The sequence below is a fragment of the Streptomyces sp. MB09-01 genome, from assembly GCF_033794505.1.
Lineage (GTDB): Bacteria > Actinomycetota > Actinomycetes > Streptomycetales > Streptomycetaceae > Streptomyces.
Genome location: NZ_JARAYQ010000184.1, coordinates 1 through 17,864 on the forward strand (window position 1 = coordinate 1; position 17,864 = coordinate 17,864).

The window sequence follows — 17,864 nt, forward strand, 5'->3', positions numbered from 1 at the left end:
CCGCCCGCCCCTGACCCCGATGACGACTATGCTGCCCGGCCACGGAACGCGAGCCGGAGAGCTGAGTACCGACGGAGTGGACGGAACCTAAGGGATCCGGGCTGGAACAGCGTGACCTGAGCGAGCGCTATGCCGAGGCATCTCGGCGGACTTCCTGATACGGGCTCTCGGCGTCGAGGCGCAGTCGCATCGGTATCCGCAGCCTTCCGGGCGGGAATCCTCGACACCGCCGCCCCGTGAGAGAACCGGCGACGGTCGCCACGTGGGCCTCGGCAGCGGTCGCGGCCGGGCTGCTCGCCCACCGGGCCCGCAGCGGCCACCCATCCAACGCGCTTCGAAGGCCTTTTGCGGGACAAGCCTTAGCGTCCGGCGCGGTTGAGGTTGTGCAGGCGGGCGATGCCGAGCATGGCGTGATGGACGCCGTCGCTTTTGAGGCGACAGTCGCTGAGCACCTTCCAGTTCTTCATGCGAGCCCCCTGCGGCGGTCAGCTGAAGACGACGGAGCGGAGCTTCAGCCGTTCGCCGCCGCGGCCACGGCCGGCTTCAGCGTGAACCAGTCGCCGCCACACTCCGGGCCGGTGAACACGGTCGCGGTTGCGGTGGTCCGGTTCTCGGTGAGTGCGCGGGTTGTGCGGGGTCGGGGTCGGCCGCCTGGGGCAGGGTGATGCACGCACCGCTTTGCGGGCCCACTGGTGGGGTTCTGCCAGCGTGCGGAGTCCGCGTACCTGAGCAGGTGCTGTAACCAGGTCGGCGTCTCGCTGGGCACGATCCGGTGGGCCGTGAAGCGGTTACTGGATCTTGGCGGTGGAAACGCGCGCTACAGGGTCTGCTGTTCGCTACTTCATCGCCGTTGCTGGATGGTCGTGCGGGCGAGGGTCCCGGTCCCGTTGGATCGGGGGCTTCCTGCTGTCTGGCATGCGGGTCCGACACGCTTCCGCGTTCAGTCGCGGCTCACCTGCCCCGTCTACTCTTCAGCCATGGCTCTGTGGATGGCCTGGACAGTGACGTCACTCGCCTCGGCAGGTGGAAAAATGGACGACATTGAGGGAGCAGTGGCCGCTCTCGACAGGTCAGTGCAGCGGATTCTGGACCGAGACCCGGCCATGACCGGCAGGCCGGCGACAGCGCTACGTGAGTCGGCGCGCGACATCCGCACGCGGATGCTCGGTGAGGGGCGGGCGGCCGTTGAGCAGGGAGAGCGCTGGTCGGCCGAGGTGGGAGAGGTGAGAGTGCTACTCATCCCTCGGGACGACGATTCTCTCGCCTGAGCGCCGGTCCTGGACGACGGTAGGTTGTCCGAACTCCGTCCTGACCAGCCCGGCGAGCTCACCCGGCTGCCGCGCGGCCGCATCTGGGTCATCGGCCTGCGGGGCAGAACTGTCTCGGCGTTCTCCCGGGCCTCGGACGGGCAGGGCCTCACAGTGGTTTTCGCAGACGAAGTGGTAGGGGAAATCTCCGGCCCGGTCTTCCTGACCTAGGGGCCGGCGATCGCCCCGGATGCAGTAGTGCTCACCGATGAGGACGCTCCGGAGCTCGTCGGTACCACTGCCCGGTCGGTGGTCGTGTTCACCTCCGGCTCGCTTCGTGTGGTGTTCAGCACCGGTCATCACCTGAATGTCCAGGGCGCCGATTCCGGGGTGACGGTACGCATGGAGAAGCCAGTGCCCGTGCGGCCGCACGCCATGTCAGGCCCGCTGGGCCTGGGGCTGCTCGAACCGGCCGACGACTGGCTGACGCACCTACCGCACCCCCTCCTGCAGCGGCGCGTGCGGCACCCTCGGCCAGGCACGGGAGCCGCGGGAGCGGGTTTTCGTGAACCCGCCCTCGGCCGAGATCGACCTGATGCGCGTCGCCGCGCCGTCGCGGACCGGCCACAGGCCGAGCAGCCGGCCGACGCGGCCAGTCCCGCCAGCCAGCAGCAGCACCAGCCCCCGGACCCAGCCAGGGGAGAGGAGCGGCCCCTGAACGCTGATGGCCGGAGCCCGGCGAGGAGCTGCGCCCTCCCGGCGGGATACGGCACGAAGTCGCCGGGCCACCTCTTGGGACGCGGCCGCCTCGAACGACCTGGAGGTGATGGGGAGGGGCGAGAGTGCAGGGACCAACGCCCGAGTACGGAGGCCCCCGCATGATGCAGCCGACCCCACCGCACCTCTCGCCCGAGCTCCTGGAACGCCTGAAGCAACTCACCGACGCAGTCCGGTTTCGAGCGGTGCTGTACCGGCGCCGAAGCCGCCGCCGGTCCGGCACCGCTCCCGGCAGTACCCCGGCGGCCTGCCGAACCCGTGGCGCGCTGCGCGCCTGCGCCGACGCCATCAGCGGTGAGCGCGGGACATCCCGGCCTGGGCGACACCGGCAAGCTGGGGCTGAGCGCCTGGCCGGCGCTCGCGCGCTGACCGCCGGCCAGGATCTCAGGACGCCGCCCGTCCGCGTGGCGCGAGAGCGGCCAGCCGCAGCAGTAGCAGGACGATGCCGGACCCGAACCCTCTGCGGGCGGCTGCCTCGCAGTGCGCGCGAGCGAAGTCGGCACAGTCCCACCCTGCTCAGCAATGGTGCTGGAGCAGAGAAGACCGGAGAAGGACCGGAGGACACCCGGAGCGGTAGCTCCGACCGGGCAGACCACTGTGTCCTCACCTGTGAGCGGTTGCGACATGGCCTGGCGGCCGATGCGGGCTTGCCGCGCGGCGGTCCGCGGGCGCATGGAACGGGCGGCGCCGGACACACGTATGTCAACTGGCCTGAATGCAAGAACAGTCGGGCCACCTGTCCCTACGCAAGCCGAGGAGAGACGTCATGCCGCTGACATTCCGCAAGAGCTTCAGGATCCTGCCCGGCGTCCGGCTCAACATCAACCGCAAGTCGTGGTCGATCACCACCGGCGGCGGCAAGCACGGCCCGCGCCGCACCCACAGCAGCACCGGGCGCCGCACCACCTCGATGGACCTGCCCGGTCCCTTCGGCTGGCGCAAGACCCGCCGTGGCTGATCCACAGGCTCCTCAGCTGACGCAACGGGTACGCCGACCCTCCAGGACGTGGCGGCCATCACCTCCCGCTGGTGACCCACGGCAATGACCACGCCGCCGCACTTGCTCTCGGTGCATCTCACGTCGGAGGTCCTTCACCGCCCGGGCGGCGCCGCCCGGACGCGGTTCGGCTGGTCAGCGAGCTGACCAGCCAGGGGACCAGCGGGCGGGCGCCGAGGGCCCAGCCGCTGGCTGCTCATGGGTTGCGGAACTGGCGGCCCGTCTAGTTCCGGCCTTCTACTGCGCCCAGTGGATGCCGAGGTCGGCGAGCGCGGAAGGCACCGCCCCCGTGGTGGCCGAGCGCGACTTTCCCCAGCTCGAGGAGCGGCTGGAGGACAGCACCTCCAGCGGGGCGCGCACCGGCACCTACCGGACCGCGACCATCAGCCACCCGGCGGGCCGCGGCCGCGCTCGGCGATTCGGTGCTGTTCCTGGACTGGCACGGCGACGGACGCGGCTACCAACGTCACGACTACGCCGCGTCCCCGACCGTCTGACCTGGGATCAGGGCCAGGGGCAGGCGCGTCGTCCTGGCCGTGGGCGAGGATCGGCAGCAGTGCATCGGCGGCATCGCACGCGGTGCACGCCGTCGTGCCGGGCGGCGCGAGCGTGTCGAGTGCTTGCATCGTGCCCGGCGGGTGCGCGCGGTCGGTGGCGCTCGGGCAGCCGTCGGCGTGGACGGTTCCGTGGCGTCCGTGGACGTGGCCGTCGAGCAGCCACGCCCCCCGGGCTGGCGCCGAGGTGCGCATACGGGGGTGGGCCGGGATGCGACCGAGGTCGACGCCGGGCAGGGGGCGCAGCTGCTCGGCGGTGACCCACGTTCCGTACTCGGCCGGCTCGACCTCGCCCCCGGCGGCCGTCTGCCAGAGGGGGACGCCTGGAAAGGGAGTTTGCTCCGACGCCGTAGCGGCAACAGGGCTGTCGGCTTCTCTGCACCAACGGTTGTTCACGGCCCTGGGGCCGCAAGGGCCACCCTCGTCGTGCTCAGGCGTGGACCGGGCGGCTGGGGGCCAACCGACAGGCATCACGTAGGCGGGATCCGCATGCGGATGGCGCCGTGGCCAGGCCAGCCGCTTCCCCTGGTGCGGACAGATGAACACGCGCCTCGCCGATCCGGGATCCTGCTCGTGACACCTTCTTTCGTGGCGGTCAGGGGATCGGTGGCGGTCATGGGCTAGAACGGGCTCCGGTGCGGTTCGGATTGCGAGGTGATGTGGTGACGCAGACCGGGGTGCCGAGCGGGGCGGGGCCATGCCGCAGGGGTCCCGGGCGCCGGCTGTTCCTGGGGTTGGCCGCTGCCGCGTTCGCTTCATGGCCCGCCGGTACGACGACGGCCGCGGGTGCCGCCACCAGCCCTGCGGAAGCCGAAGCCGCAGGCGGCGTCCGCAGCGGGTGCGGGCTCGATGTGAAAGCTGAGAACGCGCTGCCCGGCTCTCCTGGCTGGCGGATCACCCGGGCCGGGCCGGAGGGTGCTGTGGAGGGTTTCGCGGACCGTGTCAGTGTCTGCCCGGGCGAGTCGTTCGCGTTGCGGGTTTCGACTACGTCCGCGTTCTACACCGTCTCCGCGTACCGGATGGGCTGGTACGGCGGGGACAGAGCCCGTCTGGTCTGGAAGTCGGCTGCCCTGCCGGGTGTCCTCCAACCGCCGGCCAAGGTCGATCCGGACACGCGGATGGCGTACACCGAGTGGGCGCCGACGACGCGGGTGGACACCTCGGGGTGGCCGGAGGGCTGCTACCTCCTGCGGCTGGACACCGGCCGGGCCCAGCGCTACGTGCCCGTGACCGTCCGGTCCTCCTCGGCCGCCGGCCGTACGGTCGTGGTCAACGCGGTGGCCACCTGGCAGGCGTACAACCGGTGGGGCGGCGCGGACCTCTACAGGGGCTCGACGGGCAAGCACGGGTCGCGGTCCCTTCAGGTCTCCTTCGACCGCCCGTACGCCAACAGGCAGGGCGCCGGCCAGTTCCTCGTCTACGAGGCGCCCGTGATCGCGCTTGCCGAGCGCCTGGGGCTTCCCCTGGCGTACACGACCGGGCTGGACGTCGCCCGCGATCCGCATGCCCTGTGCGGTGCGGCCGCCATGGTTTCGCTGGGCCACGACGAATACTGGACCCCCGAGCAGCGCCACCACGTGACCCGTGCGCGCGACAGGGGGATGAACCTGGCCGTGCTCGGCGCCAACTGCTGCTACCGCAGGATCCGCTGGGCCCCCTCCCCGGTCGGGCCGGACCGCATCGCGGTCTGCTACAAGGACGACTACGCCCGCGACCCCGGCTTCCAGCAGGGCGATCCGCCCACCAACGAATTCAGGCACTCTCCCGCCCCCGACCCGGAGAGTTCGCTGCTCGGCGTGATCTACGACGGCTATCCGGTCGACGCCCCCTACGTCGTGTCCCGTCCGGACCACTGGCTCCTGGCGGGTACCGGGGCGCGGGCCGGTGACTCCTTCCCCCATCTGGTGGGGATCGAGTTCGACCGGGTGAACCCGTCCTTTCCGACGCCGGGGCCGGTCGAGGTCCTGGCGCACTCGCCTGTGGTGTGCAAGGGGAGGCCCTCGTACGCGGACACGGCCTACATGTCCCTGCCGGGAGGGGCCGCGGTCTTCGCAACGGGCACCATGCGCTGGGTCGAGGCCCTCGACGCGAACGGAACCGGTGGCGGCAAGGGAAATCACGGCCTCGACGCACGCGCCGGGCACTTCACACGCACGGTCACCGCCAATGTCCTACGGGAATTCGCGAAAGGGCCGGCGGGGCGGGCCGATCCCGCCGCCGGGTAGGCGCCGGCCCATAGGCCACGGTTCTGCGAGCGAACCTCGCCGACATCCTCGTCACCGAGGAAGGCCCCGGCATCCTCGCCTGGCTCATCGACGGCGCACGCCGCTACCTCGCCGGTGAGAAGGACCTCACCGGGCCCGCCCCGGTCCGGATCGCGACCACCGCGTCGCGGAAACCGAAGACCACACCGGCCGCTTCTTCGAAGAATGTTGCACTTTCCACGCCGACCACCGAGCCGAACAAGCCCGCCTCTACAGCGTCTACCGCACCTGGTGCCAGAATGAAGGCGCGCCCACCATCTCCTCCCGAGCCTTCGCGGCCCGGGCCCGCGAGCTCGTAGGCCTCGCCTCACCCAAAGAAATGATCTTGTCTAACTCGAAGAAGTACTACCCCGGCATCGGACTGCTCGCAGAGGAGGAGAACGCATGAGCTCGCTCATCTCCGACGACGAGATCCACCACGAAGTCGACCTGATCTGGCTCGAAGACGTCACCGAACTCGACTACGTCCGCCAGTCCCTCGACCGGCTCCCCACCCGCCGAGGCAAACCCGCCTACCACCGCGACGGCCGCCTCGTCGGCTACGCCCAGCTGGGACCGCAGGCAAAGCCCTCCCGCTCCAGCGGCACCTTCCGCCGCCGCGTCTTCTGGCTCCTGCCCCACGACCGCGACACCGTCCCGGACGGTCTCTACGCCTCCGGGACCCCGGCCGAAGCTGTCGACCCGACCACGCTGACAGCCGGGAGCAAGGGCCGGAAGACCCAACGGTCGGAGAGGCCGGCGCAAGCCGCCGACGTCTAACGCTTCCCGCCGAGAATCCAAAAGCGAGAACACATGTCTGACCTTCGGTCGCTTCAGTCGCTGGCCTTCTGTCGAGAAGGACTCTGACCTGCAACTTTCTGAAACCGACTGAAGCGAGAATACTGGCGGAGTCTCGGAGCCGAGGTAACGATGAGCCCGAACCGAGTGCCTGCCGGGACGCGTGTCTTCGACATTCTCACCGCCCGCCAAGAGCCCGGCGACCTGCTCCGCATCCGGCAACAGGACATCGCCGAACGCCACGGACTCACCCAGTCCGTCGCCTCCCTCGCGATCGAGCAGCAACGGGACAAGGGCGTCAGCGAGCGGCAGCGCAAGGGCACCGTCCTCATCCACCCGCTTCTGGCCGGCTACGAGTCCCTTGCCCACATGGTCAACCACCTCAAGGACCCCGAGACCTTCGTGTGGCCGCTGAACTTCCCCACCGGCGACATCCGGCCCTTGCGGGCCCGAGACGCCCGGAGGCGGCGGGCTATCGCGTCGAGGTGGTGGCGCTGGCCACGTCGGAGGCCGAGGCACAGCTCAGCGGGCTGGACCGCTACCTGACGCAGGTCGACGAGCAGGGCGTGGGCCGGTCCGTCCCCTGGGGCAACCTCGACGAGTGCACGCGCAACCTGCCCCTCCTCCTGTAGGCCGTCGAGGCCGAACAGCTCGCGGACCAGGTCATGGTCGTGCGCCGCGGCCTTCACGTGCTGTACCGCAACGAGCTCACCGCGGACGGAACGTCCTGGTGCCGCCCCACAGGCGCACCCGAGGCGCTGACTGCGGAGTGGGGCCGGCCGTGGACCGCGCCGGAGACCTGGCAGTTTCGGCGCCGCCTGAGCAGTACGCAGCAGAAGCTGCACCCGACGGCGCTCGCGCCGGAGCGGCGTCTAGCCGTGGCCGGGGGGCTGGAGCGGGCCTTCGCGCTGGCCGAGCCGGTGCGCCGGATCGCCCAGCCGCTCACGGTGCCGCCCGGCGTCGACGAGGCGGCCAGCCTGCGGGTCAGGGCCCGATGCGCTCGACCTCATTCGGATCGATCCTCAGTGCCGATCCAGTCTCGAAGGAGGTGGGCGCTTTCAGTAGCCCGGTAACGACATCGGCGACCCGGTCAGGTGACGTCACTTGGCGGCTGGGGCAGACCATCTCTGCGAGGGCTGCCTTCGGCACTCCCGCCGCCTCCGATACCCGGTCCATCATGTGGGTGTCGACAATTGCGGGACAGATCGCGAAGACTGAGATCCCCTGCTCCGCGAGCTCGCCGGCGGTCGAGCGGGTCAAGCTCAGCAGCGCTGCTTTGCTGGCCGCGTACGGGCCGGCGACCGGCATGGGAATCGTACCGAGCAAGGAGCTGCTGTTCACGATCACCGCCCCTGCTTCCATCCGCGGCGCGGCGTGCTTCATACAGAAGAACGCGCCCTTCACGTTCACGCTCCGGACAGCTTCGACATCGTCGGCGGACCAAGCTGCCATGGGTCCGACAGTTCCTTCTACGCCGGCATTGTTGAACAGGTAGTCCAGGCGGCCGAACCGTTTGATCGTGGCTTCGATCGCCGACTCGACTGCGAGCTCGTCCGTTACGTCAACCTGGTGGAAGGCGACTCGCTCGGTGTCGAGATCGGCGACCACCGCGTCGCCCCCTTCACGGTTCCTGGACGCGATCATGACGGCGCATCCCTCAGCCAGAAGCCGGCGAACCGTGGCAAGCCCGATTCCGGTCGCCCCTCCGGTCACCAGAGCCACCTTCGACCGCAGCCCGTCGCCCATCTCTTCCTCGCTCCTCAGATCGGGGAGTGGCGCTCGGTCGAGCCACCAACGCCGTCAGCAGACCTGCGATCACCCCGCAAGGAACGGCGACTTCTCCTTATATCTCACGGCTAGGGCGACCTTCGGGCTGCCACCCCGAGGTAGGCCTACGAGGTAGGAGCAGCCAGCCGGCGAAGAGAGATCCTGACGCTCCGTGATCGGACCACAGACTTGAGCCAGAACCTGAGTTCGGGAGTCACTCATGGCGATCAGGCTCCGAAACCCCAGCTTGGACACCGCGGGGCAGCTGACCGGCCAGTAGGTAGGGAGAGCCGGACATGACTCCGGCGGGTGCCGACCCGGACCTGCGGAAACGACTCCAGGGCCGGGGCTCGGGCCGATCCTTAGCGGCCCGGGGTTCTTCAAGGCCAGGCCCCACAGAGGAAAAGCGTGGTGGCGCCATGTGGGGGGGGTAAGGGGTTCATTCGGCCGCTCCTGGCAGGCGACCCGGCGCGATCAGGAGTTCGCTGGTAGCGCTCTCCTCGTGGGGAGCTGACAGCGCCGACCGGAACGACAACGAATGGGCTTCCATCCGGGCTCGGGCCCCAGGTGATCCCTGCTCCGTTCCTGGAAGAGGCACTTCGGCACCTCCTGCAAACGATCACCGCCTCGGTGGAGCACGACGTCTCAGTACTCAAGGAACTTCCTGCCGACAAGCAGAGGGAACAACTGACTCTCCGGCTTGGCAGTCTCAAGGCTACTGGCGCCCTGAGTGCTGACGACGTTGTCACGCTGGAGGGTGTGGCTGACGGCAAGGTGGCCATGGCCGCAGTCCCGCGGGTTGTTACCCCGGATGGGTCGCCGTCGCTGTGCGGTGTCATCGGTTCAGTGCCTGTCTGAGATCTCTGGCCGGGTGTGCCTAGTTCGTCGCTGGTTCGGCTGCTGCCATGGTCTCTGCTGTGATGGCCCAGCGTTCGTGGTCTCGCCATACGCCGTTGATGAACTGGAAGGCCGGCAAATACCCCTCGTGTCGGAACCCGAGGCGTTTGACCAGGTTCAGGGAGGGAGTGTTGTCGGGCTGGATGTTCGCCTCCAGTCGGTGCAGCTCCAGCTTGTCGAAGCCGTGCTGGAGGACGGGCCTGAGCCCCTCTGTCATGTAGCCGTGACCGGCTGTGGAGGCGTAAGCGGTGTAACCCAGGCTTCCGCTTTGGAGAGTGCCGCGGACGATGTTGTTGATGTTGACTCCGCCGACGATCTCGCCTGTGCTGCGCAGGCAGACCACGAAACCCTCGTGAGTGGGCTGCTCAAGCTGTTCAAGGTAGCTGCCGAATGCTTCCTCCGTCTGATCGCGGGCTCCGAGCCAGCGTTGCAGCATCTTGGCGCTGTCTCGCGCCAATGCCGTCCGCTCCTCGTAGTCCTCGCGGCAGACGTGACGAAGGGCCACTCGCGGCCCCTGCAAGATAGCTGGTGATTGCCATCCGGGGATCTTATGCAGGCGACGTCTTCGACCACTTGGGCTGAGGCCCCTTGCGGGTGGGGCGCCGGGTCATGAGGGTGATGAGTGCCCAGGTCAGGTGGGCTTCGGAGTGCTGCGGGAGCCGTTCGTAGTCGCGGACGTTGCGGCGGGATTTCATGATCCAGCCCAGGGTCCGTTCGACTTTCCAGCGTCGGGGCAGGACGACGAATCCCTTCGCGCCGCGGGGGCGGGAGACGGTCTTGAGCGTCATCTTCAGGAAGTCGTCGGACCAGTTCACGAGCTGGCCGCGGCGTAAGCGGAGTCGGCCCAGACCTGGGTGATCCGCGGCTGCATCACGCGCAGGCGCCAGAGGAGCTCCCGGGCCGCGTCGCGGTCGGTCATGTCGGCCGGGGTCACCGTGATCATCACGGGGAGGCCGAGGGTGTCGAGGGCGATGTGTCTCTTCCGTCCGTTGATCTTCTTCGCGGCGTCGAAACCTCGGGTGGCCTTGGAGACGGTGTCTGCACCTTTGACGGACTGGGAGTCCACGATCAAAGTGACGGGCCAGGGGCATCGCCCCTGGCCGGTGCGGATCTGTCGGCGAAGCTGGTCACGGATGAAGCCGACGACTCCTGCCCGGTTCCAGCGCCAGAAGTGGTAGTAGACGGTCTGCCAGGGCGGGTAGTCGGCGGGCAGTGCCCGCCACTTGACGCCGTTGTCGACCACGTAGCGGATCGCGTCCACGATCTCGCGGCGGTGCCACTTCTCCGGCCGGCCCCCGGTCTTGAGCTTGCAGGCCGGGACCGGCAGCAGCGGTTCGATCAGCGCCCACTCGGCGACGGTGGTGTCGGAGGGGTAGCGACGGCTGCGGGGCGGCGGCATGGCGGGTCCCGGGCTGGGGCGGGAAGGGCGAGGGCTATTTCGCGAGCTGGGCCAGCGTCGCCCTGACGCCCGTGAGCTGGGCGGCTGCGACCTGGGCCCATTCGTCGTCGGGGTAGCGGACCAAGTGCGGGTCGAGGGTCCCCGTGATGTCCTGCGGGCCCTTGAAGTAGCTCACCCGGTCGGCTCGCGGGGCCTCGGCCACCGCCTTGGTGGGCTTCGCGCCCACGAAGTCGAGCTTGAGACCCCACCGTTCCTACGTCTCGGCGGGGTTCTTGACGGGCTTCGCGGCCGGCTTCTCGGCCGGCTTCGGGACCGGCGTCTCGGCGGCCTTCGTGAGGCTGTAGGTCAGGCCGGTCTTGCCGAACGCCACCGATGTCCCGGAGCCGTGAAGGTAGTGGTCAACGGCCGCAGGCGCCTGCCCGTGGTTCTTGATGAACCGGAGCGGCATCTTGGTGAGGGCCGCTTTGACCTCTCGCTTCTTCGACGCATCGGGCTTGCCCGCGGTCTGTCCTCGGCCACCAGAGTCCAGTGCGCAGCTTCAAGGCGGGTCTTGAGAAGGACTTCAGCCGCAGCCTGAAGGTGTAGGACCGCGTACTTCAAGGCGCGTGCACTCGGCGCATGGCGGTCCTCATCCAGTGCCAGGAAATCCACGACGTTGACGAGGTAGTCCAGGCCGTTGTCGACGGGCGGGAACTTCAGATCGGCGCCCGGTGTCTCCGCCGGCCGCCAGATCGGCACGGAGTTATGAGGCTCGACTCCGTCACGAAGCCGGACCCAGAAGTCGATCTCCGCCTGATTGTCGGCGACCCTGTGACCGTCCATGGTCTGCCCACCCCTCCGCCTGTCACTGCTTCTTGGACGAACCCTATGTAGTCACCGATCAGCCTGGACTTCCATCGGGTATCTCCTGTAGGCGCCGTTGGATGGCCTTGCCCGTTGACACACGGTGCTGGTCAGCTCTCGAGCAGACCCAGTTCGCTGTCGGGACGGCACAGCGGGCACGCAATCACCGACGGCATGGTTCGCAGCACCTCCAGGACCGACTCCCGAGTGGCCGCCCGGCCCCGGCTGGTCATCCTGCAGGCGCCGGTGTGGACGCGGTCGGGCCGACGGGTGGCGCCAATGCCGTACTCGATCCACCAGTCCGGAGGCTCCGGAAGCGGCTGGCGGTGGGCCCGCTCTTCCTCCGCCGCCCGGACGGCGCTGATCTTCTCATCAACGCGGGCGAGGGTGAGCTCCAGCCAGCGGCGTATGACCAGGAGCTGGTCCAGTGCCGGTGGCAGGGGCAGAAGGGGTTCAGGCATGGCGGCTACGCCGCCTCGGCCGCATCGGCGGCTTCGGCCGGGCGGGCCTCCCGCTTCAGCCGCATGCGGCTCGCCACCAGGATGTCGGCAGGAATGCTCTTCCAGTGGGGGTGGTCGACAACGTCGATCGACAGCTGCCGGATCTCCGCCCACATCCGGTCGACCGTCTCCTTCTGCTCGTCACTCCAGCCGGGGCTGTCGGGCACGTCCCCGCGGTGGGAGTACCGCTCACCACGGGCCCACCCCTTCATGGGCTCCACACTCCAGGGCAGCCCGGCCAGGTAGGCCCGATGCTCGGCATGCGCGCGGTGGAGGCGCTCCTGCAGCTGAAGGAGGCCGTGAGGGAAGGCGTTCTCGTCGTTCACCCTTTAATCGTAATTCTGTTCGATTCGCGAGGGGAAGTCGGCGCTCCGGTTCGTGACCCGTTCGGCAGACCGCTCAGGGCGGCTGCCAGATCGGATGGTGCAGACCGAGTAGGCGCCGTGCACTGGAAGAGGGGGTGACTGGAGGAGGTGGCGGCCGTGGCGCGTCCCGTCTGGGCCGGGAACCTGTCATTCGGGCTGGCGTGTTGACTGAACTAACTGCGAAGTTTTCGCAGGTCAGAGGCTTGTCTGCTAGTGACCTGAGTCGGAGATTCATCGTTGGTTGGGTATGAGTCGTCCGGGTCCGAAGATTCCGCCGTTGTCGGTCACTGATGCCCAGCGGGTGGTGCTGGAGGGCTGGTTACGTCGCCGTACGACGGCTCAGGCTTTGGCTCAGAGGTCACGGATCGTGATGGAGTGCGCCGAGGGGCACTCCATCATGGAGGTGTCCCGCCGACTGCGGATCGCTCCGGACACGGTCCGCACCTGGCGGCGCCGTTTCATCGAGCGTGGACTGGACGGCTTGTGTGATGACCCCAGGCCCGGCGTCCCACGGAAGATCACCGACGCTGACGTGGAACGGGTCATCGTCAAGACGCTCGAGGAGAGACAGAAGAACGCGACACACTGGTCGACCAGGTCGATGGCCGCGGCCACGGGAATGTCGCAATCGACGGTCTCGCGGATCTGGCGGGCGTTCGCCTTGGCCCCGCACCGGTCGCAGACGTTCAAGTTGCCCACCGACCCGTTGTTCATCGACAAGGTCCGCGATGTGGTCGGCCTCTATCTCGATCCACCGGAGAAGGCCCTGGTCCTCTGCGTCGACGAGAAGTCGCAGATCCAGGCCCTGGACCGGTCCCAGCCGGTCTGCCAATGATGCCCGCTGTTCCCGAACGCCGCAGCCACGACTACGTCCGGGCCGGCACCACCACACTCTTCGCCGCTCTCGAAGTAGCCACCGGCAGGGTCATCGGCTCGCTTCACCGCCGCCACCGGGCAGCGGAGTTCAAGAAGTTCCTGACCAAGCTCGACAAGGAAGTCCCCGCGGGGCTCGAAGTCCACCTGATCCTGGACAACTACGCGACCCACAAGACCCCCGACATCAAGCGGTGGCTGCTGGCGCATCCCCGGTTCCACCTGCACTTCACGCCGACCAGCGCGTCCTGGCTGAACCTGGTCGAGCGGTGGTTCGCCGAGCTCACGCAGAAGAAGCTCAAGCGCGGCGTCCACCGCTCCGTCCAAGCCCTCGAACGCGACATCCGATCTTGGCTCACCGACTGGAACGAGCACCCCAGACCGTTCGTCTGGACGAAGACAGCCGACGAGATCCTCGACAAAGTCGCCGCCTACTGCCACCGAATCTCCGACTCAGGTCACTAGCTTCCCTGCATGCCTGCACCAAGCAGTCCCGCAAGGGACATATCTGCGTTCGTGCTGCCCGAGATCGGCAAGCTGCACGAGACGGGTGACCCGTGGGAGCCGTGCCGGCTGATGGATCCCGCAGGATCCCCGGTGGACCGGCCACGCCGAAGCTCGCCGCCGTGCCCCCCAGCGATGCGGCCTCGGCCGCGGGCCCTGGCGACCTCCGGTTCGGCCCTCCCGGATACCGCACCGGCTCGCTCCGGTCGGGCGGCGAGCAGTGCGCGGCGGGTCGCCTGCCGGCGCCGCCTACGGCCGCAGCTGGGCCGCGAGTGCCTCGGCGACCTTCCTGAGCGACTCGCCGGCCAGGGCCGGGTCCGCCTTGGTGACGGGCCATCCCTGGGAGACCACGAGCGCCAAGTCGCCCTTGCCCGCCACCGCCACCCGTGCGACGGCGGCCGTGCCCCGGCCCGGGGTGACCCTGGTCTGGCCGATCCCGGGCTCGTCCTTGGAGAACGCCATCACCTCGTCGGCGCGGAGGTTGCCGAGGGTGGCGATCTGCGGCAGCGCCAGGTTCACCGCCACCTCGCCCTCGGACACGGCCACGAGGTCGATCTCCATCGGGGCTTCCGAAGCCGTGAAGTTGCAGACGACGGACGCGTTCGGCGGGACGGCGGGAAAGGAGGAGAACCCGGACGGCCTGGGCTGCCCGCTGGGCAAGGGCTCGGCCGGCCGGCCCGGGTCGACGGTCCCCTGAACCGCGGGGTGGCCGCCGGACGCCGCCGGGGTGACGGTCCGTTCGGCACCGGCCGCTTTCAGCGCCGCCGCCGGGTCTAGGCCGAACGGGCAGGCCGACGTACTCGTCAGCTGCTTCGCCGTCGAGGCGACCCGGTCGTAGGACAGCCTCTCACCGCCCGAGGCGGCCCGGCCGGAACTCCCGGACGAGGAACAGGCGCTCCCGGCAAGGGCCATCCCGGCCGCGCAGGCCAGGGCGAGAATGCGGGGGTACTTGGCTGCAGCGGACGGGTGCGGGTCGACTAAGCGATCAGCTGTCATCCGGTCAGCCTAACTACCTCGCGAGCCGACGACCACTCCTGGTGCCGACCCTCACTCACGAGGGCAACAGCTCTTTCGTCACCGCAATAGGACGTCGATACCGCGGTCCATGAAGATCTCTAGAAGCACCTCGAAGAAGGCGCCATTGCCCCCGTGGTCACTGACGAGACGCGCCCTTGCGGAGTCTGAGTGCTGCCATTCCAAAGTGAACGGAGGCGCGGCACCGAACCCTCCGCCGAGACAGTCGTCCACGGCAGCGAGGTTCCCTACACAGAAGCCCTTGGGCGTAGTTCATCCAACCGACAGGTCGGCCTCACATACAGCGACACACGTCTCTCCCCTAGTTCAGAGAAGGTCAGCCTGGCAGTGGGCCTCTACACGGCCACCGACAGCCACACGATCCACTTCCATCAGCTCCAGCGCGGCACCTCCGACCGGATCCGCAACCGCCGCGTCAACGAGAGAACCGGCGACGAGGTCGAGCTCGACGACATCGTGAAGGGCTACGACACCGGCGAGGAGTACGTCCTGGTCGAGCCGAAGGAGCTGGACGAGCTCGCCCCGGGCCGCTCCCCTTCGCTGGACATCGCGGGGTTCGTCGACCTCGCGGAGGTGGACCCGATCTTCTTCGACATGACCTACTACCTCGGGCGCCGGGGCGCCGAGTACGGCAAGGTCTACAGCCTCCTGGAGCAGGCACTCGCGAAGGCGAGCAAAGCCGGTATCGCGACGTTCGCCATGCGCCAGCACGAGTACCTGGTTGCCCTCAAGGCCGAGAACGGCCTCCTGACCCTCCATACCCCCCACTGGGCGGACGAGATCAGGGACCCGGAGAAGGAAATCGACAGCCTCCCCGGCAGGGCGAAGGCCTCCGACAAGGAACTGCAGATGGCTGAGCAGCTCATCGACGCCCTGAGCATGAAGTGGGACCCGGAGCAGTTCCATGACACCTTCCAGGAGAAGGTCGCCGCCATGATCGAGGCCAAGCGGTCCGGCGAGACGGTGGAGAAGGCCGAGCCGGCGCGGAGCCGTCCGGCGTGGTCGACCTCATGGAGGCCCTGCGCGCCAGCGTCGAGCGTGCGGGCAGCCCAAAGGCCACCGGCGGCAAGGCCACCACCTCCGGCAAGACCGCGACTGAGAAGAAGCCCGGGGCGAAGAAGCGGATCCGCTCCGCGCCGAAGGAAGACCTCGGCGCCTGTCGAAGGCCGACCTCTACAAGAAGGCAGCCGCCGCCGACATCCCCGGCCGCTCGCACATGAGCCGCGAGGACCTCGTGAAAGCGCTGTCCTCATCCCGGACGTAAGCGCGAAAGGCAGGCTCGATCGGCCGCACGGCCCCGCTCCGTGCTGAGCTGGCGCGCCTGGTCGCCGGCAACGTGAGCGCGGCCGAGGCCGGACAGCCCTGGGAGGGCTGGCACTTCGCATCAGGGTGGGGCAGCCGGGACATCCCGGACCTGACCCTCGTACGCCCCGAGCTGGTCGCGGAGAAAGGCGCCGACACCGCCGTCGACCGAGGCGGCGTCTTCCGGCAGCGGCGCCCCGGGCGGCGGCGGTTCAGCCCGTCGCGCGCAGCGACAGCCGTGCGTAGGCAGGGATCAGCACGCCCCGGGCCGGGCGCCGACCCGCTATCACCAGCTCCGGGAAGCCCCGCAGGACCTCGACCACCGCGCGGATCTCCGCCATGGCCAGCGGCATCCCCAGGCAGAAATGCGGACCCGCCCCGAACCACAGCCGGCGCAGACCGGCGATTTCAGAGGGATCCCGGTCCGGGGAGAACGGGCCGTACGCCCCGGTGCACAGCAGCGTTGCGATCACCACCCGCTCCCCGGCCTCCACCCGGACACCCCCGATCCGTCCCCTCCGGGCCGCGCTGCGCAGCATCACCGGGGTTGGCGAGGTCACCCGCAGCGCCTCCTCCACCAGGGCGTCTGTGATCTGATCCGGCCCCCGGCCCGTGTCATGGGCCAGCGCAATCAACCGGGGCACGAAGGAGACCAACGTCTCGGTGCCCGTCAGCAGGAACAGGCCGACCGCGCCCCGCGCCTCGGCCTCGTCCAAGCCCAGCGCGCGCAGTCGCCCCGGCACGGTGGACTCGTCGCCGGCCCGGTAGGCCGCCACCGCTGCCTCGCTCAGTCGGGCCAACGCCGCCCGGGCACGCTCTGTCTGACGTCCGGTCAGCGTCGTCCGCCACAGCCGTACGGACGAGATCACCGCGGCGGCCTCGGTGAAGTCCGCCCCGCCGGCGGGCAGCCCGACCAGCTCGCGGATCACTTCGGCGGCCCCCTCCCGGACCACCCGGACGAGGTCCACCTCCTCGCCGGCCGCCAGCCGCCGCTCCAGCCCGCCGAGCGGAGCGCGCAGCACTCGTTCGCAGACGACGGCCACACGTCCCGGCGTAAACAGCCCTCCCAGCCGCCTGCGCAGCGCCGCGTGCTCGGCACCCTCCAAAGTGATCAGCACCCGCGAGCCGAGCACCGGGCTCCACAGCCCGGCCGCGGCGCCCGGACCTGTCTTCGTGAATCCCTCGGGGTCCGTCAGCACCTCCCGGGCGAGGCGGGCATCGCTCACCACCACCCCGACCCGCGGCACCCGCACCACCGGGCCGCGGGCGGCGACCGCGCGCACCAGCCGGTACGCCACAGGGTGAGCAGCCGTCTGCACCCGCCGCTCCCAGCGCTCCCACTCCTCCATCCGGGCAAGGTACGCCCCCGCGGCCGCAGGTGACCCCGTCGCGCAAGGATCTTGACCTGCCTGCCGCGCATCGAAGTGCGGCGCCGGGCCGGAATCGCGATGCCCGGCTGCTCTCCCGACTGCCCGACACCGCGCGCCGCCTCGGCGGTGCTGCGGCGGAGCCGTACGTGGGCATGGCCCCTGGTCACCTGGCGCATGCACTCCAAAGCGTTGCAGGTCAGGGCCCTTGCCTCCGCGTGGGTGTCGAACCGGTGCCGCTCGAGTAGGGGGCCTGTCACGTGCCTGTGACAGTCGGCGGACGGCGTCGTGAAGTGGGGGAGTCAGTCTTTTAGCAGAGGGACAAACAAGACATTTCACCACCGCGATCGTCCTTCGAAACCTCCCCCCACCCCCCTTCACTGGAGTACTTCTCAT

Annotated in this window: 17 protein-coding genes and 4 pseudogenes; 10 read left to right on the forward strand and 11 right to left on the reverse strand. The window is 69.2% G+C overall.

The genetic code is table 11. The features are described 5' to 3' along the window. Positions 1–359 precede the first annotated feature (359 nt). Positions 360–473 (reverse strand): annotated as a pseudogene (locus tag PV721_RS30410) (IS5/IS1182 family transposase); the annotation flags it as partial. 558 nt (positions 474–1,031) lie between these two features. Here PV721_RS30410 and PV721_RS30415 point away from each other — a divergent pair. Then, positions 1,032–1,268, forward strand: a complete 237-nt coding sequence (locus PV721_RS30415) for a hypothetical protein (RefSeq protein WP_319729825.1) — start codon at positions 1,032–1,034, stop codon at positions 1,266–1,268. A 1,522-nt stretch (positions 1,269–2,790) separates the two neighbouring features. Then, positions 2,791–2,982 (forward strand): DUF4236 domain-containing protein, encoded by a 192-nt coding sequence (locus PV721_RS30420; protein ID WP_319729828.1) that lies wholly within the window; start codon positions 2,791–2,793, stop codon positions 2,980–2,982. A gap of 422 nt (positions 2,983–3,404) precedes the next feature. Here PV721_RS30420 and PV721_RS44090 read toward each other — a convergent pair whose 3' ends face one another. Then, positions 3,405–4,334 (reverse strand): DUF6233 domain-containing protein, encoded by a 930-nt coding sequence (locus PV721_RS44090; RefSeq protein WP_416371217.1) that lies wholly within the window; start codon positions 4,332–4,334, stop codon positions 3,405–3,407. A 92-nt stretch (positions 4,335–4,426) separates the two neighbouring features. Here PV721_RS44090 and PV721_RS30425 point away from each other — a divergent pair, with 92 nt between their 5' ends. From PV721_RS30425 to PV721_RS44095, 5 genes and pseudogenes are all read left to right on the forward strand, one after another. After that, positions 4,427–5,800 carry a N,N-dimethylformamidase beta subunit family domain-containing protein gene (locus PV721_RS30425; protein WP_319729831.1) on the forward strand — a complete coding sequence of 458 codons (1,374 nt, stop codon included), beginning with the start codon at positions 4,427–4,429 and terminating at the stop codon, positions 5,798–5,800. A 32-nt stretch (positions 5,801–5,832) separates the two neighbouring features. After that, positions 5,833–6,227: pseudogene (locus PV721_RS30430) on the forward strand (primase-like DNA-binding domain-containing protein); the annotation flags it as partial. Then, a complete protein-coding gene (locus PV721_RS30435; protein ID WP_319729833.1) occupies positions 6,224–6,598 on the forward strand; it encodes a DUF6009 family protein in 375 nt (124 codons plus the stop codon). The pseudogene PV721_RS30430 and the gene PV721_RS30435, both read left to right, overlap by 4 nt. A gap of 150 nt (positions 6,599–6,748) precedes the next feature. Then, entirely contained in the window at positions 6,749–7,162 is a 414-nt protein-coding gene (locus PV721_RS30440) for a hypothetical protein (protein ID WP_319729835.1), read from the forward strand. Continuing rightward, positions 7,105–7,248, forward strand: a complete 144-nt coding sequence (locus PV721_RS44095; protein ID WP_416371218.1) for a zeta toxin family protein — start codon at positions 7,105–7,107, stop codon at positions 7,246–7,248. Before PV721_RS30440 ends, PV721_RS44095 begins: the two co-directional genes overlap by 58 nt. 352 nt (positions 7,249–7,600) lie before the next feature. Here the strand turns inward: PV721_RS44095 and PV721_RS30445 are convergent, their stop codons facing one another. Then, positions 7,601–8,362 carry an SDR family oxidoreductase gene (locus tag PV721_RS30445; RefSeq protein WP_319729837.1) on the reverse strand — a complete coding sequence of 254 codons (762 nt, stop codon included), beginning with the start codon at positions 8,360–8,362 and terminating at the stop codon, positions 7,601–7,603. A gap of 651 nt (positions 8,363–9,013) precedes the next feature. Here PV721_RS30445 and PV721_RS30450 point away from each other — a divergent pair. Beyond that, a complete protein-coding gene (locus tag PV721_RS30450; protein WP_319729840.1) occupies positions 9,014–9,241 on the forward strand; it encodes a hypothetical protein in 228 nt (75 codons plus the stop codon). 19 nt (positions 9,242–9,260) lie between these two features. Here the strand turns inward: PV721_RS30450 and PV721_RS30455 are convergent, their stop codons facing one another. From PV721_RS30455 to PV721_RS30480, 6 genes and pseudogenes are all read right to left on the reverse strand, one after another. Continuing rightward, positions 9,261–9,785: a GNAT family protein gene (locus PV721_RS30455; protein ID WP_319729843.1), complete on the reverse strand. Its 525-nt coding sequence runs from the start codon at positions 9,783–9,785 to the stop codon at positions 9,261–9,263. Between the two features lie 43 nt (positions 9,786–9,828). Beyond that, a pseudogene (locus PV721_RS30460) lies at positions 9,829–10,679 on the reverse strand (IS5 family transposase). Between the two features lie 34 nt (positions 10,680–10,713). Then, complete coding sequence (locus PV721_RS30465; RefSeq protein WP_319729845.1) at positions 10,714–10,905, reverse strand: hypothetical protein; 192 nt, start codon at positions 10,903–10,905, stop codon at positions 10,714–10,716. Between the two features lie 27 nt (positions 10,906–10,932). After that, on the reverse strand, positions 10,933–11,127 hold the full coding sequence (locus tag PV721_RS30470; protein ID WP_319729848.1) for a hypothetical protein: 195 nt from the start codon (positions 11,125–11,127) through the stop codon (positions 10,933–10,935). 505 nt (positions 11,128–11,632) lie between these two features. Further along, entirely contained in the window at positions 11,633–11,983 is a 351-nt protein-coding gene (locus tag PV721_RS30475; protein ID WP_319729850.1) for a DUF6233 domain-containing protein, read from the reverse strand. A gap of 5 nt (positions 11,984–11,988) precedes the next feature. Next, a complete protein-coding gene (locus tag PV721_RS30480; protein ID WP_319729853.1) occupies positions 11,989–12,348 on the reverse strand; it encodes a hypothetical protein in 360 nt (119 codons plus the stop codon). A 286-nt stretch (positions 12,349–12,634) separates the two neighbouring features. On the opposite strand from PV721_RS30480, the pseudogene PV721_RS30485 reads away from it, so the two are divergent. Then, positions 12,635–13,725, forward strand: a pseudogene (locus PV721_RS30485) (IS630 family transposase). 288 nt (positions 13,726–14,013) lie between these two features. On the opposite strand, the gene PV721_RS30490 reads toward PV721_RS30485, so the two are convergent. Then, entirely contained in the window at positions 14,014–14,760 is a 747-nt protein-coding gene (locus PV721_RS30490) for a hypothetical protein (RefSeq protein ID WP_319729855.1), read from the reverse strand. Between the two features lie 366 nt (positions 14,761–15,126). Here PV721_RS30490 and PV721_RS30495 point away from each other — a divergent pair, with 366 nt between their 5' ends. Beyond that, positions 15,127–16,110 (forward strand): Ku protein, encoded by a 984-nt coding sequence (locus PV721_RS30495; RefSeq protein ID WP_319729857.1) that lies wholly within the window; start codon positions 15,127–15,129, stop codon positions 16,108–16,110. 203 nt (positions 16,111–16,313) lie between these two features. Here the strand turns inward: PV721_RS30495 and PV721_RS30500 are convergent, their stop codons facing one another. After that, entirely contained in the window at positions 16,314–17,450 is a 1,137-nt protein-coding gene (locus tag PV721_RS30500) for a cytochrome P450 (RefSeq protein ID WP_319729860.1), read from the reverse strand. Between the last annotated feature and the right edge of the window lie 414 nt (positions 17,451–17,864).